Source organism: Cellulomonas uda (assembly GCF_006538705.1).
Lineage (GTDB): Bacteria > Actinomycetota > Actinomycetes > Actinomycetales > Cellulomonadaceae > Cellulomonas > Cellulomonas uda.
Genome location: NZ_BJLP01000001.1, coordinates 1 through 19,740, shown reverse-complemented (window position 1 = coordinate 19,740; position 19,740 = coordinate 1). Strand labels below are relative to the sequence as shown.

Sequence of the window (19,740 nt, the reverse complement as noted above, 5' to 3'; positions counted from 1 at the left end):
TCCTCCTCAGTACTCGACGTCCTGCGAACGACGACGGATCGTCGCGACGATGTCCCGCTGGTTGCCCGTCGGGCCGAGGTAGTTGAACGCGTACGACAGCTGCGCGTACCCCCCGATCAGGTGCGTCGGCTTGACCAGCAGCCGGGTCACCGAGTTGTGGATGCCGCCGCGCCGGCGCGTCTTCTCCGTCTTCGGGACGTCGATCGTGCGCTCCTGCGCGTGGTGCACGAACACCACCCCCTCGGGCATGCGGTGCGACACGATCGCCCGCGCGACGAAGATGCCGTTCGCGTTCGAGCACTCCACCCACTCGTTGTCCTTCGCGCCGATCGCGTCGGCGTCCGCGGGGCTCATCCAGCACGTCGGGCCACCGCGGGACAACGAGAGCATCAGCAGGTTGTCCTGGTACTCCGAGTGGATCGACCACTTGTTGTGCGGCGTCAGGAAGCGCACCGTGACCTGCTTCGCGCCGTCCGGGCCCAGCTCGGGCTCGCCCAGCAGGCGGTGCAGGTCGAGCGGCGGGCGGTAGATCGGCAGCGCCTCGCCCAGGTCCTTCATCCAGCCGTGGTCCAGGAACAGGTGCATCCGGCCCGTGAGCGTGTGCCACGGCTTGAGCCGCTCGACGTTGAGCGTGAACGGCGCGTACCGCCGCCCGCCCGTCTCCGAGCCCGACCACTCGGGCGACGTGATCACCGGCACCGGGCGCGCCTGCGTGTCCGGGAACGTGATCCGCTTCTCCTCCGAGCCCTCCGCCAGGTCGTGCAGCTCCTTGCCGACCCGCCGCTCGAGCGAGCGGAAGCCCTGCGTCGCGAGCTCGCCGTTCGTCGTCCCGGACAGCGCCAGGATCGCCTCCGCGAGCTTGACGTCCGTGTCCAGCGCCGGGCGGCCGTCCCCCGCACCGCCGAGCATCACGCCGTTCGCACGGGCCAGCCGCTCCACCTCGTGCTCGAGCCGGAACGTCACGTTCTTCACCGTGAAGCCCAGCGTCGACGCCAGCGGGCCCAGCGACCCGAGCTTGTCAGCGATCGCCGTGTAGTCGCGCTCGACCACCTGGAGCACCGGCATCGTCACGCCCGGCACCGCGGGCGCGTCCCCCCGCCGCCAGTCCCCGCCGACCCCGCCGTCTCGCGGCGCCTCACCCGGGGTGTCGTGCTGCATCGGCACGCTCACCAGGTCGTGCCGCACCCCCAGGTGCGTGCGCGCCAGCTCCGAGAACCGGCGCGCCACCAGGTGGAACGCGTCGAAGTCGCTGCGCGCCTCCCACGGCGGGTCGATCGCCGGGGAGAACGCGTGCACGAACGGGTGCATGTCCGTCGAGGACAGGTCGTGCTTCTCGTACCAGGTCGCGGCCGGCAGCACGACGTCCGAGAGCATCGTCGTCGACGTCATCCGGAAGTCCGCGCTGACGAGCAGGTCGAGCTTGCCCTCCGGGATGTCGTCACGCCACGTCACGTCGCTCGGCCGCGCCGTCGGCTCCGGCGCCGCGACGTTCGAGTGCGTGCCCAGCAGGTACTTCAGGAAGTACTCGTCACCCTTCGCGCTCGAGCCCAGCAGGTTCGAGCGCCACAGCACCAGCGTCCGCGGCCAGTTCTCCGGCGCGTCGACGTCCTCCACCGCGAACCGCAGCGCACCGTCCTTGAGCTGCCCCGCGACGTGCGCCGCCGGGTCCGGCGCCGCGCCCTGCTCCGTGGCCGCGCGCGCCTCGTCGGCCAGGTCGAGCGGGTTGCGGTCGAACTGCGGGTAGAACGGCATCCAGCCGGCCCGCGCCGACGCGGCGATCGTGTCCGCGGTGTGCATGCCCGTCAGGTGGCCGTCCGCCATCGGCCACGCGAGCTCGTCGGCCGCGTACCCGTCGAACCGCCACTGGTCGGTGTGCATGTACCAGTACGACGTGCCCGTCATCGTGCGCGGCGGGCGCGACCAGTCCAGCGCGTTCGCGAGCGAGATCCACCCCGTCAGCGGGCGGCACTTCTCCTGGCCCACGTAGTGCGCCCACCCGCCGCCGTTGCGGCCGAAGCAGCCCGTGAACGCCAGCAGCGCGAGGATCGCGCGGTACGTCGCGTCACCGTGGAACCACTGGCAGATGCCCGCGCCCATGATGATCATCGAGCGGCCGCCCGACTTCTCGGCGTTCGTCGCGAACTCGCGCGCGATGCGGGTGCACGCGTCCGCCGGGACCGACGTGTGCTGCTCCTGCCACGCGGGCGTGCAGCCCTGCGTCGGGTCGTCGTAGCCCGCGGGCCACTCGCCCGGCAGACCGTCGCGGCCCACGCCGTAGTGCGCGAGCGTCAGGTCGTACACCGTCGTGACCAGGTGGCCGTCCACGCGCGTCACCGGCACGCCGCGGCGCTGCACCGCGCCCGCGCCGCCGGGGTCGTCGAACCGGGGCAGCAGCACCTCGACGGCGGTCGGCGACGTGTCGGCGTCCGACGAGGCGGCGTCCGACGAGGAGGCCGCGTCGCGGATGCTCAGCGCGGGCGTGACGCCCTCGAGGTCGAGGTTCCACCGGCCCTCGCCGGAGTCCGTGTAGCGGAAGCCCAACGAGCCGTTGGGCACGACCGGCCGCCCCGTGGTCGCGTCCAGCAGCACGGTCTGCCACGCCGCGCCCTCGGCGTCGGGCGCGGTCACCGGGTCGGTCGCGTGCTCGTCGGACAGGTCCGTGGCGCGCAGGAACCGGCCCGGGACGTACGCGCCGTCACGCTCCTCGAGCGTCACCAGGAACGGCAGGTCGGTGTAGCGCGAGACGTAGTCGCGGAAGAACGGCACCTGACGGTCGACGAGGTACTCCCGCAGCACCACGTGACCCATCGCCATCGCGAGCGCGCCGTCCGTGCCGGCCGCGGCCGGCAGCCACTCGTCGGCGAACTTCGTGTTGTCCGCGTAGTCCGGCGAGACGGAGACGACCTTGGTGCCGCGGTAGCGCACCTCCGCCATCCAGTGCGCGTCGGGCGTGCGGGTGACCGGCACGTTCGAGCCCCACATCATGAGGTACGTCGCGTCCCACCAGTCACCCGACTCGGGGACGTCCGTCTGGTCGCCGAACATCTGCGGGGAGGCGACCGGGAGGTCCGCGTACCAGTCGTAGAAGCTCGTCATGACGCCGCCGATGAGCTGGATGAACCGCGTGCCCACCGCGTGCGACACCATCGACATCGCGGGGATCGGCGAGAACCCCGCGCACCGGTCGGGTCCGTACGTCTTGATCGTGTGCACGTGCGCGGCGGCCACCATCTCGACCGCCTCGTCCCAGCTCACGCGCACCAGGCCGCCCTTGCCGCGGGCCTGCTGGTAGCGGCGGCGCCTGTCCGGGTCGCCCGTGATCTGCGCCCACGCCTCGACCGGGTCGCCCAGGCGCGCCTTCGCCTCGCGGTACATCTCGACGAGCACACCGCGCGCGTACGGGTAGCGCACGCGCGTCGGCGAGTACGTGTACCAGGAGAACGCGGCGCCGCGGGGGCAGCCGCGCGGCTCGTACTCGGGGCGGTCCGGCCCGACCGACGGGTAGTCGGTCTGCTGCGCCTCCCACGTGATGATCCCGTCCTTGACGTAGACCTTCCACGAGCACGAGCCCGTGCAGTTCACGCCGTGCGTGGACCTGACCACCTTGTCGTGGCGCCAGCGGTCCCGGTAGAACACGTCGCCGCGTCGTCCGCCCTCGCGGAACACGGCCCGGCCGTCGTCGGTCTCGTCCCAGCGCGAGAAGAACCGGCCGGCGCGCAGCAGCACGTCGGACGCCGGTCCGTCGAGGCCAGGGGTGTGCGGCTCTGCCATGGGTTCGAATGTAGTGATCGGTGTGATCCGCACCACCCGGGACGCACCGTGGAAAAGCACCGCGTTCGGAACGGGTCGCCCACGCCGGGGTGGGACGGTGCGCGCCCGGGCCGTCCGACGCGACCGTCCGATGCCCGCCGCAAACGCGTGGGCAGACGCGCGGCCCGCGGGTACGTTGCCGCCATGACGCCCACGACGCTGCCCTCCGACGACGCCGGCTGGGCGTCGTTCCTCACGACGACCGTCGACGGTGCGCTCGACGAGGCGCGCACGCACCTCGCGGCGCTCAAGGACGGCTCGCCGCGCACCGCCGCCGAGGTGCTCGCCCTGTGGAACGCGTCCGACGACGCGCTCGCGCGGGCCTCCGCCGCCGCCCACCTCCTCGCCGAGGTGCACCCCGCCGCCGAGCTGCGCGAGGCCGCCGAGGCGCGCGCGCAGGCCGCCGAGGACCTGGCGACCGAGCGCGGCCTCGACCGTGCGCTGTTCGAGGCGTTCAGCGCGACCGACCCGGCGGGACTCGACGACGACTCGGTCCGCCTGCACGCGCACGTGCTGCGCGACTTCCGCCGCGCGGGCGTCGACCGCTCCGCCGAGGAGCGCGAGCGGCTGCGAGCGCTCGCGCAGCGCTGCACCGAGCTCGGGCTGGAGTTCGCACGCAACATCCGGGAGGGCGCGCGCTCGATCCGGGTGCGACCCGAGCAGCTCGCGGGGCTGCCCGAGGACTTCGTCGCCGCCCGTCCCGCCGACGACGACGGGCTGGTCACGCTCACCACCGAGTACCCCGACCTCATCCCGGTGCGGACGTACGCGCACGACGCGTCGGTGCGCCGCGCCCTGACCACCGAGTACCTGCGCATCGCGTACCCGGACAACGAGCCCGTGCTCGCCGAGCTGCTGCGCCTGCGCGACGAGCGCGCACACCTGCTCGGCTACCCGGACTGGCCGACGTACGACGCCGAGGTCAAGATGATCGGCTCCGGCGCGGCGGTCGCCGAGTTCGTCGAGCGGCTCGACGCCCTCACCGCCGAGCCCGCCGCGCGCGACGTCGCGGTCCTGCTCGAGCGCCTGCGCGCCGACGACCCGTCCGCCGCCGCGGTGACCCCCGCGGACTCGCTGTACTACGACCAGGTCGTGCGCCGTGAGACGTACGACGTGGACGCGCAGGAGGTGCGCCGGTACTTCCGCTACGACAAGGTCCGCGACGGCGTCATGGCGACCGTCGGCCGCCTGCTCGGGCTGGCGTTCACGCGCGTCGACGCACCGTCCTGGCACGGGTCGGTCGAGGTGTACGACGTGCGGTCCGTGGACGCCGACGAGTCGCTGCTCGGCCGCTTCTACCTCGACATGCACCCCCGCGCGGGCAAGTTCAACCACGCCGCGCAGTTCACGCTCGTGCCGGGGGCGCGGGACTCACGCCTGCCCGAGGGCGTGCTGGTGTGCAACTTCCCCACCGGGAGCATGGAGCACGACGACGTGTGCACCTTCTTCCACGAGTTCGGCCACCTGGTCCACGAGATCGTCGGCGGCCACCAGCGGTACGCCGCGTTCACGGGCGTCGCGACCGAGTGGGACTTCGTCGAGGCGCCGTCGCAGCTGCTCGAGGAGTGGGCGTGGGACGCGGACGTGCTCGCGTCGTTCGCGACCGACGACGACGGCACCCCGATCCCCGCGTCGCTCGTCGCGCGGATGAACCGCGCCGACCGGTTCGGCCGCGGTGCGTGGACCCGCCGTCAGCTCAACTTCACCGCGCTGTCCTACGGCCTGCACGCCACACCGCCGGAGGACCTCGACGCGTTCACCGCGCAGGTCGACGAGCGGTTCGGCCCGTACGCGTCGCTGCCGGACACCCACCAGTTCACGGGCTTCGGGCACCTCGACGGGTACGGCTCGGCGTACTACACGTACCTGTGGTCGCTCGTGATCGCGAAGGACCTGCTCACCGCGTTCGACGGCGCGCTGATGGACGAGGCCGTGGGCCGCCGCTACCGGGACCTGGTCCTCGCGCCGGGCGGCAGCCGCGACGCCGCGGACCTGGTCGAGGACTTCCTGTCCCGCCCCCGCTCGTTCGACCCCTTCACCACCTGGCTCACCCCCACCACCCCCTGACCCCGCCGTTCGCGTCTCCCCAGGTAGGTCGCGCATCTCTCGGAAGGTCGCGCAGTCATCCGCACGACTCACCGACGAAGGCGCGACCCACCTGGAGACGCCCGACGAGGTCGCGCGGCGGACACCGCCAGCCGACCACAGGGCCGCGCCGACGACGGGCCCTCCACAGGCCCGGGGGTGCGGCAGCGCGTCGTGGCGACGGACGGTGCACCGTGACCCGCATGCCGCGACGTCCCGGATCCAGCAGCGCAGTCCTTCCCGTCCCCCGGCCCGTCGTCGTGCACGCCGACGAGCACCCCTCGTGGGTCGTCGCGCGACAGGTCGCCGCCGGCGCGTGGACCCGGGCCGGGTGCGGCGTGTACGTGCCGGCGGGCGTGAGCGACCCGCGCGCGCTCGTCGTCGCCCGCGCCGCGGGGGTGCACCGCAGGACGCGTGCGCGCCACGTGCTCAGCCACACCACCGCCGCCGTGCTGCACGGGCTGGCGCTGTGGGAGGTCGAGCCCGTCACGCACCTGCGCCACGCGCACCGGGGCAGCGGGAGCGCGGACCCGTCGGTCCGGCACCACCGGCCGCTGCCCCCGGACGAGCACGTCACGGACGTGATCGGCCTACCGGTGACCGACCTGGCCCTCACGGTGCGGGACTGCCTGGCGGCACTGCCCCCGCTCGCGGGTCTGGTGGTGGCGGACAGCGCGCTGCGCGCCGGGCTCCCCCGGTCCCGGCTCGAGGAGCTCGTCACCGCGGCGCGCGGGCCGGGCAGCGCGCGGGCGCGGCTGCTCGCCGCGCTCGCCGACGACGGAGCCGAGTCCGCGCGCGAGAGCATGACCCGGTTCGCGTTCCTGCGTGCCGGCTGGCCACCGCCGCTGACCCAGGTGCGTGTCGCGACACCGCGCGCCGTGTACTGGGCGGACCTCGGCTGGCCGGACTGGCGCGTGGCGGTCGAGTACGACGGGATCGACAAGTACGCCGACGCCCCGCGTCACAAGCTCCTCGAGGAGAAGCTGCGGCGCGACGCGTTCGCGGAGGCCGGCTGGCAGACGGTGCACGTCACCGCGGCGGACACGCTCACGACGATCCTCGACCGCACCCGCCGCGTCCTGCCCCCCGGCGCCCTCCCGCCGACGCCCCGCCCCCACCCCCTGCTGTCCCCCCTCACGGGCCGCCGCTGACCTGCCGACCAGGGGAGTCGCGCGTCTGGTGATGGTTCGCGCATCTGATGGTGGGACGCGCGGACGACTGCGCGGCAGACCACCGGACCCGCGACCACGCCGGGGGGAGGGGCGGGCCGGTGGGGGCGGCGGGTACGTTGGGCCGGTGGGGGATGTCGTGCGGCACGTGGTCGGGGTCGTGCGGCGGATCGGTGAGCGCGGGGGCGGGCGGCCCGTGCGGGTCGGGGTCGACGGGGTCGACGGGGCCGGGAAGACATGGTTCGCCGACGCGCTCGCCGACGCGCTGCGCGCGGCGGACGTCCCCGTGGTGCGGGTGTCGGTCGACGGTTTCCACCACCCCGCGCGCGAGCGGTACCGGCGAGGCCGGACCTCGCCGGAGGGGTTCTTCCTCGACTCCTACGACTACGCCGCGCTGCGCCGCGAGGTGCTGGTGCCGCTCGGCCCGGGCGGCGGCCGGCGGTACCGCACCGCGGTGTTCGACCACCGGTCCGACGAGCGCGTCGACACCCCGCAGCGCGTCGCACCGGACGACGCGGTGCTCGTCGTCGACGGGATCTTCCTGCACCGCGACGAGCTCGCCGACCAGTGGGACCTCTCGCTGTTCCTCGACGTGCCGTTCGCGGAGACGTTCCGCCGCATGGCGGTGCGGGACGGCTGCCCGCCCGACCCGCAGGACGCCCGCAACCGCCGGTACGTCGAGGGGCAGCGGCTCTACCTGAGCACGTGCGCGCCCGCGCAGCGCGCCACGCTCGTCGTCGACAACACCGACCCCACCGCACCGGCGCTCCGCCCACCCCTGCCGGACGCGCGTCCGGGACGGTAGCCAGGGCGCCGGGCGTCAGGCGACGAGCGCGCCGAGCAGCGCCGAGACCCCCACACCCAGGAGCACCCACGCGACCATGCTGCCGACGAGGTAGCCGACGAACGCCGCGCGGCGGCCGGCCGAGCCCTCGAACCGCGGGGCGGGCGCCCACCGGACGGTCTCGACGAAGCGGCGCACCCGGACCGAGGTGGCGACGGACGGGCGGGGGGGACGGGCAGCAGGGGACAGGGTGACGGCGGACACGACGAGCTCCTCGTGGGATGTTCTGACCAGGGGCCGGGGTCTCCGGCTCTCGTGATCGTCCCACGGGTCCGGCGGGCCGACCAGGGCCTTGGGTCCCCGGCGCCGGGTATCGTCGCACGGTGCTGCGCCGGACCGTGGAACTGCTCGTGCCCCGCCGGCTGGGCGTCCCGTTCCGCTGGGTGCTCGCGTCGTCGTGGACGACGAACCTCGCGGACGGGCTGGTGCTCGCGGCGGGACCGCTGCTCGTGGCGTCGCGCACCGACGACGCGTTCCTCGTGGCGCTCGCCGCGACAGTGCAGTGGCTGCCGCCGCTGGTGTTCGGGCTGTGGGCCGGTGCGCTGACGGACCGGCTGGATCGGCGACGGCTGGTCATCACGGTCGACGTGCTGCGGGCGCTCGTCGTCGCGGCGCTCGCGGTGGCCGTGGCGGTGGACGCGGCGCCCATCGCGCTCGTACTCGCGGCGCTGTTCGTGCTGGGCACCACGGAGACGTTCGCGGACAACGCGTCCAGCACGCTCGTGCCGATGCTGGTGCACCGCGACCACCTCGCGGCGGCGAACCAGCGCATCCAGACGGGGTTCCTGACGGTCAACCAGATGGCGGCCCCGCCGATCGGCGCGGCGATGTTCGCGGCCGGTCAGGCGGCCCCGTTCGCGGCGTACGGCGTGCTGGTGCTCGCGGGCGCGGTGCTCATCTCGCGGCTGCGGCTCCCGCCGCACGGGCGTGCACGCGCGGAGCGCACGCACATCCGCGCGGACATCGCCGAGGGCGTGCGCTGGGTGGTGCACCACGCGGCGGTGCGCACGCTCGTGCTGACGATCCTCATCTTCAACGTCACGTTCGGCGCGGCCTGGGCCGTGCTCGTGCTGTACGCGCGCGAGCACCTGGGGATGGGCGCGGTCGGCTTCGGCGTCATCACGACCGTGCAGGCCGTCGGCGGGCTCGTCGGGACCTCGGCGTACGGCTGGATCACGCGGCGGGTGTCGCTCGCGAACCTCATGCGCATCGGCCTGGTCATCGAGACGCTCACGCACCTCGCGCTCGCGCTCACGTCGACCCCGTGGGTCGCGCTCGTCATCTTCTTCGTGTTCGGCGCGCACGCGTTCGTGTGGGGGACGACGAGCATCACGGTGCGCCAGCGCGCGGTACCGACCGAGCTGCAGGGGCGCGTCGGGTCGGTGAACCTCGTGGGGGTGTTCGGCGGCCTGGTCATCGGCTCGGCGATCGGCGGTGTGCTCGCGCGCGAGTGGGGCGTGACCGCGCCGTTCTGGTTCGCGTTCGTGGGGTCCACCGTGTTCGTCGTCCTCATCTGGGGGCAGCTGCGGCACGTCGCGCACGCCGACGAGCAGCCCGCGCCGGTCGCCGACGCGGAGCCGGGACACCCACCGACGTAACCCTGGGCCCGCCCGGGACACTTCCAGGTGTGAGCACAGCCCAGCCGAGCGACGCGCAGCGGTTCTCCGACCTGTGGGACCGCTACGCCCCCCGCATCCAGGCGTACGCGCTGCGCCACGTCGACCGTGACGAGGCGCCCGAGATCGTCGCCGAGACGTTCCTGGTCGCCTGGCGGCGGCTCGCGGACGTGCCCGGCGAGCCGCTCCCGTGGCTCCTCGTCGTCGCCCGCAACACCGTCGCGTCCCACCGCCGTTCGCGCCACCGCGCGCGTGTGCTGTCCGACGAGCTCGCTCGTCTGCACGCCGTCGTGGCCCCCGCCTCGTCCTCCGCGGACGAGGTCGTCTCCGAGCGTGACGCGTTGCTGCGGGCCCTGGCGGCCCTCACCCCGGTCGAGCGGGAGGCCCTCCTGCTCGTCGCGTGGGACGGGTTGTCCCCCGCGCAGGCGGCCCGCGTGGCCGGTTGCTCGGTCTCCGCGTTCAAGGTGCGCCTGCACCGCGCCCGTCGCCGTCTCGACGGCTCGCTCGCCTCGCAGAGCGACGCCGACGACCCAGCGCCTTCGCCCGCCGCGCGCTCCGCACTCACCCTCGTCACCCCGGAAGGCTGACATGACCTCCTCGACCACGGACCGCCTCGCCGCGCTCCGCCCCACGGACCCGATCGACCCGGACGGGCTGAGCGATGCGCACCGCCTGGTGACCGCACGCATCGCGGCCGACGACGTGCCCACGCTCGCCGACCGCGCGCCGCGCCGCCGGCCCCGCGCCGCACGCCTGGCGCTCGTCGGCGTCGCGGCCGCCGCGGTGGCCGCCGTGCCGCTGCTCGTCCCGAACCCGACCGACTCCGCAGCGTTCGCGGGTTGGACCGCGGTGCCGGCCACGCTCGGCCCCGACGAGCTCGCGGCGGCGGGCGACGCGTGCCTGGCGCTGCGCACCGACGCCGCCGCGGGTGCCTCCGGCACGGACCTGCCGCGCAACCTCGACGGCGCGCGCCCCGTGGTCGCCGACCGCCGGGGCGCCACCACGTTCGCCGTCCTGAGCTCCGACGCGGGCCTCCAGTCGTGCCTGATCGGCCCGCGCGTGCGCACGTCGGTGACCGCGACCGACGCGGGTGGCTCGGCGTTCGTGGACGGCACGGGGTCGTCGGACGGCGAGCAGGTGGGGCTGGGCTTCGTCGGTGAGGACACGCCGCCGGGTGACGACGGTGCGTCGTTCGTCTCGGGCGGTGTGCAGAACGTCGGGTCGGACGAGCCGTGGGCCTTCGCCCTCGGGCGCGTCGGGGGTGACGTGGCGGCCGTCGAGGTGCGGCTGAGCGACGGGTCGACGCTCGAGGCGAGCGTCGCGGACGGCGTGTGGGCCGCGTGGTGGCCGTCGGACGAGACCGTGCGGGAGGTGCGACCGACGCTCGCGGACGGGACCGCCGGCACGGCGGCGGAGCTGGACCGCTTCACCGTGGACGTGCGTCGCGCGGGCGAGGAGCCGCCCGCCGAGGACGTCGTCACGCAGGTCGCGGAGGACTGACCGCGCGGCGCGGGTCACCGGCGCAGCCGACGTGACCCGCGCCGCGCGTCAGGACGCGACGAGCAGCACCAGCAGCGTCGCGTTGAGGACGACGACGAGCGCGACGACCAGCACGAGCGCCACGTGCAGCGGCGTGCGCGTGCGCGCCTCGCCCATGACGTCACGGCTGCGCGTGAACCGCACGAGCGGGATCACGGCGAACGGGATGCCGAAGCTGAGGACCACCTGGGAGACGACGAGCGTCCACGTCGGGTCGGCACCGAGGGCGAGCAGCAGCACGGCGGGGATGATCGTCACGACGCGCCGCACGAGGATGGGGATCCGCCGGTGCAGGAGGCCGGCCATGATCGTCGCGCCGGCGTAGGCCCCCACGGACGTGGACGCGAGGCCGGAGGCGAGCAGCCCGACCGCGAACGCGAGCCCGACGACGGGCCCGAGCGCGTCGGTGATCGCGGCGTGCGCACCCTCGATCGAGTCGGTGCCCGGCTCGCCCCGCAGGCCTGCGGCGGCGAGCAGCAGCAGGCCGATGTTGACGATGCCGGCGACGACGAGCGCGATGCCGACGTCCCAGCGGGTCGCGCGCAGCAGCCGGTCGCGCCACGGCCCGGGCTCGGCGTGCCCGTGCCGGTCCCGTGCGAGCGCGGAGTGCACGTAGATCGCGTGGGGCATGACGGTGGCGCCGAGCATCGAGGCGGCGAGCAGCACGGAGTCGCTGCCCTCGAACCGCGGCACGAGGCCGGACAGCATGCCGCGCGCGTCGGGTGGCGAGACGACGAGCCCGGCGAGGAACCCGATGGTGATGACGGCGAGCAGCGCGACGACGACGTGCTCGAACCGCCGCTGCCCGTAGCGGTCCTGCGTCGCGAGCAGGACGAGCGACACGGCGCCGACCATCACGCCGCCGAGCCACAGCGGGAGCCCGAACAGCAGGTGCAGCGCGATCGCGCCGCCGACGACCTCGGCGACGTCGGTCGCGGCGGCGACCAGCTCGGCCTGCGCCCAGTACGCGAGGCGCGGTCCGCGGCGCAGGCGCGCGCCCAGCACGTCGGGCAGCGACCGGCCGGTGACGAGGCCGAGCTTGGCGGACTGGTACTGGACGAGCACCGCCATGGCGTTGGCGGCGACGAGCACCCACAGCAGCACGTAGCCGTAGCGCGCCCCGGCGGTGAGGTTCGCGGCGACGTTGCCCGGGTCGACGTACGCGATGGCGGCGACGAACGCGGGTCCCAGGAGCACGGCACCGCCGCGGCGGCGCGGCACGTGGGACCGCTCGTGCGGCGTGCGCGCGACGGTGGGCGCGTCGGCCATCCGGCTCTCCTCGTCCAGAAGTTCGGTCATCCGAACTCTAGCGCGGACAGCCGGGCACGCACCCCTGCCCGCTGGCGCGTCCGCCCGGGCGGGCTACGCCGCCGCGACCGCCCTCGTCCACGTCCCGTCCGCGCCCGGCGCGAACCCCACCCGCCGGAAGTAGTCCCGGTTCGTCGCGAGCGGCTCCACCACCAGCCGGTCGAACCCCCGCTCACGGAACACCCCGCTGCGCCGGTACACGAACTCCCCCGGCGTGAAGTCACGGAACCGCGGCGTCACGTAGTCGAGCAGCACCCGCGCGGTGCGCGCGCCCTCGTCGCGCAGCTGCACCACCCCCACGGTCTCGTCGCCGCGCACGACGAGGAACGCGGCCGTCGCCCCCGCACCCGCCGCGCCCGCCGCGCTCGTCGGACGCACCACCGGCGACGACGCGAACCGCGCGATGTCCGCCGCGTGCACGTCCAGCACACGCTGCAGGTACGCGTCGTCGGGCGCGACCTCGACGACCTCGTACGCGGCCTCGTCGTGCCGCTCGCGCAGCAGCCGCCACAGCCAGTACACGTCGATGACCGCGATCGCGCCGTTCATCGCCGCGAACGGCCACACCCCGATCGCCACGTTGTACCCCGTCGCGATCGCCGCACCCACCAGGTTCAGCACCCGGAAGCGCAGCACGCGCGCCTGCATCAGCGACACGACGACGAGCACCGAGCCGACCCACCCGATGACCTCGAGCCAGTTCATGACCCGAGGGTAAGCGGGGAAATCACGTGACGTGCCGGACCCGACGCGCGCACGCTGAACGCGTGGTGAGCATCCGGGAGGTACCGGTCACGGCCACGGCGACGGAGCCGGCGGCCGCGCTCCTGCGCGGGTACGTCGCCGCGTCCAACGAGGTCAGCCGCGACGTCTGGGGCACGGACGACTACGAGCGCGACGCCGCCGAGATGCTCGCCGGCATGCGCCCCCGGCCGTACGAGCGGGTCGTCCGGCTCGTCGCCGTGGACCACCGGACGCCCGACGAGGACGTGCGGCCCGACGACGTGCTCGGCTGCGCCGTCGTCGTCATGCCGCTGCAGGACAACACCGCCTGGGCGTACGTCGGTGTCACCGTGCGCCCCGCGCACCGGCGCCACGGGGTCGGCACCGCCCTGTACGACGAGGCGCTGCGGCTCGCCCGCGCGGACGGCCGCAGCACGCTCATGGCGGAGACTGACCACCGCGCCGAGCCGGCGCCGGGCCCGGGTGCCCGGACCGCCACCACCGGGTCCGGCCGCATCCCCGTCGACGACGCGGGCGTGCGGTTCCTCGTCGCGCGCGGGTGGACGCTCGAGCAGGTCGCCCGGCGCTCCGTGCTCGCGCTGCCCGTGGCCGCCGGCACGGTCGAGCGGTTCCGCGCCGACGCCGCGCGGGCCGCGGGCGCCGACTACCGCGTGGTCACGTGGGACGACCGCGTGCCCGACGAATGGCTCGACGAGGCCGCCGCGCTCTACACCGAGATGAGCGTCGCGCCGCCCCTGGGCGGGCTGGACTACGAGCAGGACCTCTGGGACGCCGCGCGGGTCCGCGACCACGAGGACACCCACCGGGACCGCGGCACCCGCTCCTGGACGACCGCCGTGCAGCACGTGCCCACCGGCCGGCTCGTCGGCTACACGACGCTGCAGCAGATCCCGCCCGTGCGGGACCTCGTGCACCAGGAGGACACGCTCGTCGCGCAGGGCCACCGCGGGCACCGTCTGGGCATGCTGCTCAAGGCCGTGAACCTGCAGCGGCTCGCGGCCGCCCGGCCCGACGCCCGGCGCGTCGCCACCTGGAACGCCGAGGAGAACGACCACATGCTCGCGATCAACGTCGCGCTCGGCTTCCGGCCGGCCGGCTGCTCGGGCGAGTGGCAGCTCACGTCGGGCTGACCCTCCCGACGACCGTCGGCGACGCGGGGCTCGCGTGCCGACCGTCGCGCCTGCCCCGGCCGGGTCACGGCCGCGGGGAGTCCGGGCCCTCGTCGGTGCCGGCGTCGGTCGGGGTGCTGCCGCCCGGGCCGGTCCCGGGGTCGCGTGCGGGCTCACCCGTGGGATCGTCGGCCAGCAGACGGTAGAGCTCGCGACGGGCCGCGTCGATCGCGGCGACCGCGCGCTCCACCTGGTGCGGCGTGCCCGCGCGGGCGACCTGCTCCGCCGCGCCCGCGAGGGTGCCGACCGCGCGGTGCAGCTCCCGGCCGGGATGCTCGGGCCGCTCGCTCGCGGCCTGCCACGGGTCGCCGAGCTCGTCGGCGCGCTGCGTCACGTACGTGCCGCCCGCCTCGGTGAGCCGGGCCAGCTTGCGGCCCGACTCGCGCTCGATGCTCACCAGACCCTCGTCCTCGAGCGCCGACAGCGCGGGGTAGACCGCGCCCGGGCTGGGCCGCCACCGCCCCTCGGTGCGCTGGGCGATCTCCTGGATGAGCTGGTAGCCGTGCATGGGCTGCTCCGCGAGGAGCAGCAGGATCGCCGCGCGCGTGTCGCCGCGCCCGGCCCGGCCGCGGTGGCCGCGGGGACCGCCGAAGCCGTGCGGACCGCCGGGTCCGAAGCCGAAGCCCGGCCCGCCCGGGCCCTCGGGCCAGCCGCCGCGCGGACCGAAGCCGCGACCGCCGCGGCGGCCGCGCCGCGGCCCGTCCCAGCCGTCCGGGACGTCCGCCCAGGGACCGCCCTCGGGCCGGCGTCGTCGTTCGCCGCACTCGCGGCCGGTGATGTTCTCGATCGGGTCGGGGCGCTCGTCGCGCCGCCCGCACCCTGCGTGATCGTGTCGCATCGGGGTGCCTCCTGGAGGTTCGTGGATGCGCCGGTGTTCCGGCGACGCGCTAACGATATATCGTCAATACATCGTCCACAACCCCTCCCGCGCCATCGCCCCCGCGACCGACGACGACCCCGCCCTTCCTCCGCCTCTCACGCCCCTGAGCCGGAGCAACCCCGGGGTCGACCGTCGTCCCGTCCGCGAGACCGTCATCGCTCGCGGTATCGCGGCGCTGAGCCGGAGCAACCCCGGGGTCGACCGTCGCCCTGTCGCGAGACCGCCATCGCTCGCGGTATCGCGGCGCTGACCCGGAGCAACCCCGGGGTCGACCGTCGACCTCTCCGCGAGACCGTCACCGCTCGGGGTTTGGCGGCGCTGAGCCGGAGGAAAGACGGGGTCGTGGAGCGGGACGGGGCGCGGTCGTGGAGGGGGACGGGGCGGGGTGGGGGTGTGGGCGGGGTCGGAGGCGGGGGCGGCCTAGACTTCGGGGGCGTGATTCCGTTCGGGGTGGCGCTGGCCGCCGGCGTGGTGGCCGCCTGGCACGTGCGGCGGTTGCGCCGGCGCGGTGAGCGCGGCGTGCTCCTGCTGACGTCGGGCACGCTCGTCGTCGCGCTCGTCGCGCTCGGCGTCGGGGCGTGGCACTGGCAGCAGGGCCGCGCGGCGTACCTCACGCTCGTCCTCGCGTTCGTCGTCGCGACGATCCTGGGCCGCCCCGACGAGCAGGCGGGCGCCGACGCCCCGCCCCCGGCTGACGGTTGACCGACCGGCGACTGCCGGGTCGCCGACGACCGCCGCGTCAGCCCGTGGTGACCAGCGGCTCGTGCACGCCGACCGACCGCCACCACGCCTGCCAGCGCGCGGCGACCTCGGCGAACTCGTCGTCCTGCACCCCGTACACGGACAGCACGGCGGTCACCGTGCCGTGCGGCGGGTGGGCCCCGATGGGCGTCTCGAGCACGACGAGCAACGAGTCGCTCGGCCCGTGCAGCCGCACCCCCACCTGGTGGTCGGTCTTGTAGAGCAGCGTGCCGCCGAGCATCGACCCGTCCGGCCGCTGCGCCTGCAGGTTCCCCCCGACGGGCACACCGCGCACGCCGTGCAGCCCGAGCCGGTCGAGCAGGCGCGTGCGGCGCTCACCGGCGTCGGCGTCCTGCACGACGAGCGTGCGGCGGTCCTTTCCGGGCTGGTGCGTGAGCGCGAACTGGAGCTGGTGGACGTCGGCGATCCACCGCTCGTCGACCTCGTCCATGTTGCCGTCGAACCGCACGGGCAGGGCGTCGTGGCTGCGCCGCGTGACGACGAGGCGCGTGCGGTGCGGCGCGTGCGCGGCCGCGCTCACGCGCAGGACGTCGTGGTTGGGCCAGGTGAGCGTGTGGGTGGTGGAGTCGTGCTCGACGTCGCGCCGCTCGATCGCGGTCTCGACGAACGCGCGCGCACCGGGGTCCTGGCCGCCGGCGTCCGGGCCGTACCACCGGCCGACGAGCGCGGGCTCGCGCAGGTGCTCCCACACCGTGGCGAGACCTGCGGGGATCTCGAGGGACACGACCTCTCGACGGTCCAACGTCATGGCGCTCACCTGCCCGTCTGGTTCGTCGTCTCGGACGCTAGCCCCGCGACCAGGTGCGCGCACGTCGGCCCGGCCGCCGGGCGACGGACGGGTCGGGCGTCAGCCCGCCGGCGGGGACGGGGCGGGAGCCGGGGGGAGGACGACGACCGCGCCGGGCGTCGCCTGCAGGTGCACCGCGGTGCCCGGAGCCGGGAGCAGACCGGCCGGTGCGGTGGCGGTGACCTCGCCGACGCCGGGGACCTCGACGTGCAGCGCGGGTGTGCCGCGCCGCGTCCGGACCGCGAGCACGACGCCGTCCACCGGCGCAGCGGGCGCGGTCGTGCGCGAGGTCGTGGGTGAACCGGCTGCCGAGGTCGGGGACGGCGTCGCGGGGGGGACGACGACGAGCGCGCCCGGCGCTAGCGCGAGCGTCGACGCCTCGTCGGGCACGTCCCCGGCGGCCGCGCGCACGGTGGCCGGCGCGTCCGCGGCGACGACGAACGCCTCGTACCCCAGGAACCGGGCGACGTCCTCGCTCGCCGGCGCGCGCCACAGCTCGGCGGGCGCGGCGACCTGCAGCAGACGCCCGGCGGACATCACGGCGACGCGGTCGGCGACGACGAACGCCTCGTCCTGGTCGTGCGTCACGAACAGCGCGGTCGTGCCCGTGGCGAGCAGTGCGGCGCGCAGGTCGAGCGCGAGGCGCTCGCGCAGCGAACGGTCCAGCGCGGACAGCGGCTCGTCGAGCAGCAGCAGGCGCGGTGCGGGGGCGAGCGCGCGGGCCAGGGCGACGCGCTGGCGCTCACCACCGGACAGCGTCGCGACCGACCGTGCCCCCGCACCGGGCAGCCCGACCAGCTCGAGCAGCCGCTCGACCCGCGCCGCGACCTCCGCGCGCGGCCGGCCGGCCAGCCCGTAGGCGATGTTCCCCGCGACGTCGCGGTGCGCGAACAGCTGGCCGTCCTGGAACATCAGGCCGAAGTCGCGCCGGTGCACGGGCTCGTCGGCGACGGACCGCCCGTCCCACGTGACGTCGCCGCCCGCGAGCGGCTCGAGCCCCGCCACCACGCGCAGCAACGACGACTTGCCGCACCCGGACGGGCCGAGCAGCGCGAGCACCTCGCCGCGCGCGACGTCGAGGCTCACCCCGTCGACGGCGGTGGTGCCGGGCAGCCGGCGGCGCGCGGACGGGTAGCGCACGACGACGTCGCGCACGCCCAGCCCGCTCGAGGCGGGCCTCGGGGCTGCCGGCGCCGGAGCGACGCTCGCCGCCGTCGTCGGGACGCCCGTCGTCGGGACGCCCGTCGTCGGGACGCCCGTCGTCGGGACGCCCGTCGTCCTCGTGCTCCCCGTGGTCACCACTCGCCTCCCTCTCCCGCGCGGCGCAGCCGCTCGCACACCGCGACGACGCCCGCCGTCAGCACCGCGAGCACGACCGACGCGGCCAGCGCCGCACCGTACGACTCGGGCCCGGGCCGGCCGATGAGCCGGAAGATCACGACGGGCAGCGTGGGCCGGTCGGGCCGCGCGAGGAACGACGTCGCGCCGAACTCCCCGAGCGACGCGGCGAACGCGAACCCGACGGCGAGCCCGAGCGCCCGCCCGGCCAGGGCGAGGTCGACCGAGCGCAGCACGCGTCCGGGTGCGGCGCCGAGCGTCGCGGCGGCCTCGCGCAGCCGTGGGTCGATGGCGCGCAGCACGGGCAGCACGGTCCGCACGACGAGCGGGACGGCGACGACGGCCTGCGCGACCGGCACGAGCAACGGCGACCGGCGCAGGTCCAGGTCGAGCCCGAACGGCTGGTGCATCGCGAGCAGGAACCCGAACCCGACGGTCACGGCGGACACCCCGAGCGGCAGCATGAACAGCGCGTCCATCCCGGCGACGGCGCGGCGCGCGGCGGGCCGGCGCGGGCGGCGGGACACGACGAGCGCGACGAGCCCGCCGACGAGCAGCGCGAGGAGCGTCGCGTCGACGGCGGTGCGCAGCGACGTGAGCGCGGCCTGCCAGACGGTCACGGTGACGCCGCCACGCACGCTGGACAGCGCGACGTAGTGGTCGAGCCCCCAGCGGTCGCCGACGCGCAGCGAGCGGACGACGAGGTTCACCAGCGGCAGCGCGAGGAGCGCGACGACGAGCGCGGTGACGAGGGCCGCGGCACGCTCGAGCCCCAGCCCGTCGTCGCGGGGCTCGCCGGCGCTGCGGCGCAGCCGCAGGGGCCGCACGGCGGTCCCGGTGCTCGCGAGCGGGAGCGCGCGCTCACGCCGTGCGCGGGCCCGGTTCGCGGCGAGCAGCGCGACCACGACGACGACGAGCTGCACCACGGACAGCACGGCGGCGGCGCGCAGGTCGAGGAACTGGGTGGTCTGCACCCAGATCTCGGTCTCGACGGTGCCGTAGCGCAGCCCGCCGAGCACCAGCACGGTGCCGAACGCGGTCGCGCAGAACAGGAAGACGAGCGACGCGGCGGACGCGATCGCGGGCGTCAGCGCGGGCAGGGTGACGGTGCGCAACGCACGCCACGGCGTCGCGCCGAGCGCGCGCGCGGCCTGCTCGGCGCGCGGGTCCAGGCGCTCCCACATGCCGCCGACGCCGCGCACGACGATCGCGTAGTTGAAGAACACGAGCGCCGCGACGACGGCGGCGAACGTGCCGTCGAGGTGCAGGAACCCGAGCGGACCGTTCTCGACGAGCAGCGACCGGAACGCGACGCCGACGACGACGGTCGGCAGCACGAACGGCACGGTGACGAGCGCGCGCACCGCGGCGCGGCCCGCGAACCGCCGCCGGTACAGCACGTACGCACCGGGCACGCCGAGCAGCACGCTGACGGTCGTGGCGAGGCCGGCCTGCGCGAGCGTCTGCCCGATGATCCGCCACGTGCGAGGACGCGCGAACACGTCCGCGAACCCCGACAGGTCGAGCCGCCCGTCGCTCACGAACCCCCGTCCGGCCATGACGGCGACGGGGTAGGCGAAGAAGACGACGAGGAACGCGAGCGGCACGAGGACCGCGACGGTCCAGGCCGCGCCCCGACCGAGCCCCGCTCCCCGCACGCGCACGCGGGCCGTCGGGCGCGCGGGCCCG

Annotated in this window: 16 protein-coding genes; 8 read left to right on the top strand and 8 right to left on the bottom strand. The window is 75.3% G+C overall.

The window, feature by feature from the left end; genetic code table 11:
- Positions 1 to 6: 6 nt before the first annotated feature.
- Positions 7 to 3,771 (bottom strand): nitrate reductase subunit alpha, encoded by a 3,765-nt coding sequence (locus tag CUD01_RS00080; RefSeq protein WP_141317700.1) that lies wholly within the window; start codon positions 3,769 to 3,771, stop codon positions 7 to 9.
- Positions 3,772 to 3,954: 183 nt separating this feature from the next.
- On the opposite strand from CUD01_RS00080, the gene CUD01_RS00075 reads away from it, so the two are divergent.
- The 3 genes from CUD01_RS00075 (at position 3,955) to CUD01_RS00065 (ending at position 7,869) form a co-directional block, all read left to right on the top strand.
- Positions 3,955 to 5,877 carry a M3 family metallopeptidase gene (locus CUD01_RS00075; protein ID WP_141317698.1) on the top strand — a complete coding sequence of 641 codons (1,923 nt, stop codon included), beginning with the start codon at positions 3,955 to 3,957 and terminating at the stop codon, positions 5,875 to 5,877.
- A 221-nt stretch (positions 5,878 to 6,098) separates the two neighbouring features.
- Positions 6,099 to 7,046: a hypothetical protein gene (locus CUD01_RS00070; protein ID WP_141317696.1), complete on the top strand. Its 948-nt coding sequence runs from the start codon at positions 6,099 to 6,101 to the stop codon at positions 7,044 to 7,046.
- A 145-nt stretch (positions 7,047 to 7,191) separates the two neighbouring features.
- Positions 7,192 to 7,869: a nucleoside/nucleotide kinase family protein gene (locus CUD01_RS00065; protein ID WP_244937586.1), complete on the top strand. Its 678-nt coding sequence runs from the start codon at positions 7,192 to 7,194 to the stop codon at positions 7,867 to 7,869.
- Between the two features lie 15 nt (positions 7,870 to 7,884).
- On the opposite strand, the gene CUD01_RS00060 is transcribed toward CUD01_RS00065, so the two are convergent.
- Positions 7,885 to 8,112 (bottom strand): chemotaxis protein CheW, encoded by a 228-nt coding sequence (locus CUD01_RS00060; RefSeq protein ID WP_244937585.1) that lies wholly within the window; start codon positions 8,110 to 8,112, stop codon positions 7,885 to 7,887.
- Positions 8,113 to 8,234: 122 nt separating this feature from the next.
- Here CUD01_RS00060 and CUD01_RS00055 point away from each other — a divergent pair, with 122 nt between their 5' ends.
- Genes CUD01_RS00055 through CUD01_RS00045 form a run of 3 tightly spaced genes read left to right on the top strand, consistent with a single transcriptional unit; the run spans position 8,235 to position 11,024 of the window.
- Complete coding sequence (locus CUD01_RS00055; protein ID WP_141317904.1) at positions 8,235 to 9,506, top strand: MFS transporter; 1,272 nt, start codon at positions 8,235 to 8,237, stop codon at positions 9,504 to 9,506.
- 29 nt (positions 9,507 to 9,535) lie between these two features.
- Entirely contained in the window at positions 9,536 to 10,111 is a 576-nt protein-coding gene (locus CUD01_RS00050) for an RNA polymerase sigma factor (protein ID WP_141317692.1), read from the top strand.
- A 1-nt stretch (position 10,112) separates the two neighbouring features.
- Positions 10,113 to 11,024 (top strand): hypothetical protein, encoded by a 912-nt coding sequence (locus tag CUD01_RS00045; RefSeq protein WP_141317690.1) that lies wholly within the window; start codon positions 10,113 to 10,115, stop codon positions 11,022 to 11,024.
- Between the two features lie 48 nt (positions 11,025 to 11,072).
- Here CUD01_RS00045 and CUD01_RS00040 read toward each other — a convergent pair whose 3' ends face one another.
- Positions 11,073 to 12,362: an Nramp family divalent metal transporter gene (locus tag CUD01_RS00040; RefSeq protein WP_243861008.1), complete on the bottom strand. Its 1,290-nt coding sequence runs from the start codon at positions 12,360 to 12,362 to the stop codon at positions 11,073 to 11,075.
- 63 nt (positions 12,363 to 12,425) lie between these two features.
- The gene (locus CUD01_RS00035; RefSeq protein ID WP_141317688.1) at positions 12,426 to 13,076 is read right to left on the bottom strand and encodes a hypothetical protein; all 651 of its coding nucleotides are present in this window, start codon (positions 13,074 to 13,076) and stop codon (positions 12,426 to 12,428) included.
- A 62-nt stretch (positions 13,077 to 13,138) separates the two neighbouring features.
- Here CUD01_RS00035 and CUD01_RS00030 point away from each other — a divergent pair, with 62 nt between their 5' ends.
- Positions 13,139 to 14,245, top strand: coding sequence for a GNAT family N-acetyltransferase (locus CUD01_RS00030; RefSeq protein ID WP_141317686.1), 1,107 nt, complete (start codon positions 13,139 to 13,141; stop codon positions 14,243 to 14,245).
- A gap of 64 nt (positions 14,246 to 14,309) precedes the next feature.
- Here CUD01_RS00030 and CUD01_RS00025 read toward each other — a convergent pair whose 3' ends face one another.
- Positions 14,310 to 15,122: a PadR family transcriptional regulator gene (locus tag CUD01_RS00025; RefSeq protein ID WP_141317684.1), complete on the bottom strand. Its 813-nt coding sequence runs from the start codon at positions 15,120 to 15,122 to the stop codon at positions 14,310 to 14,312.
- A 477-nt stretch (positions 15,123 to 15,599) separates the two neighbouring features.
- On the opposite strand from CUD01_RS00025, the gene CUD01_RS00020 reads away from it, so the two are divergent.
- On the top strand, positions 15,600 to 15,866 hold the full coding sequence (locus CUD01_RS00020) for a hypothetical protein (RefSeq protein WP_141317682.1): 267 nt from the start codon (positions 15,600 to 15,602) through the stop codon (positions 15,864 to 15,866).
- A 37-nt stretch (positions 15,867 to 15,903) separates the two neighbouring features.
- Here the strand turns inward: CUD01_RS00020 and CUD01_RS00015 are convergent, their stop codons facing one another.
- The 3 genes from CUD01_RS00015 to CUD01_RS00005 all read right to left on the bottom strand — a co-directional run bounded on the left by CUD01_RS00015 (position 15,904) and on the right by CUD01_RS00005 (position 19,715).
- Complete coding sequence (locus CUD01_RS00015) at positions 15,904 to 16,674, bottom strand: hypothetical protein (RefSeq protein ID WP_141317680.1); 771 nt, start codon at positions 16,672 to 16,674, stop codon at positions 15,904 to 15,906.
- Between the two features lie 99 nt (positions 16,675 to 16,773).
- Positions 16,774 to 17,874 carry an ABC transporter ATP-binding protein gene (locus CUD01_RS00010; RefSeq protein WP_208405369.1) on the bottom strand — a complete coding sequence of 367 codons (1,101 nt, stop codon included), beginning with the start codon at positions 17,872 to 17,874 and terminating at the stop codon, positions 16,774 to 16,776.
- 134 nt (positions 17,875 to 18,008) lie between these two features.
- On the bottom strand, positions 18,009 to 19,715 hold the full coding sequence (locus CUD01_RS00005) for an ABC transporter permease (protein WP_244937597.1): 1,707 nt from the start codon (positions 19,713 to 19,715) through the stop codon (positions 18,009 to 18,011).
- Positions 19,716 to 19,740 lie beyond the last annotated feature (25 nt).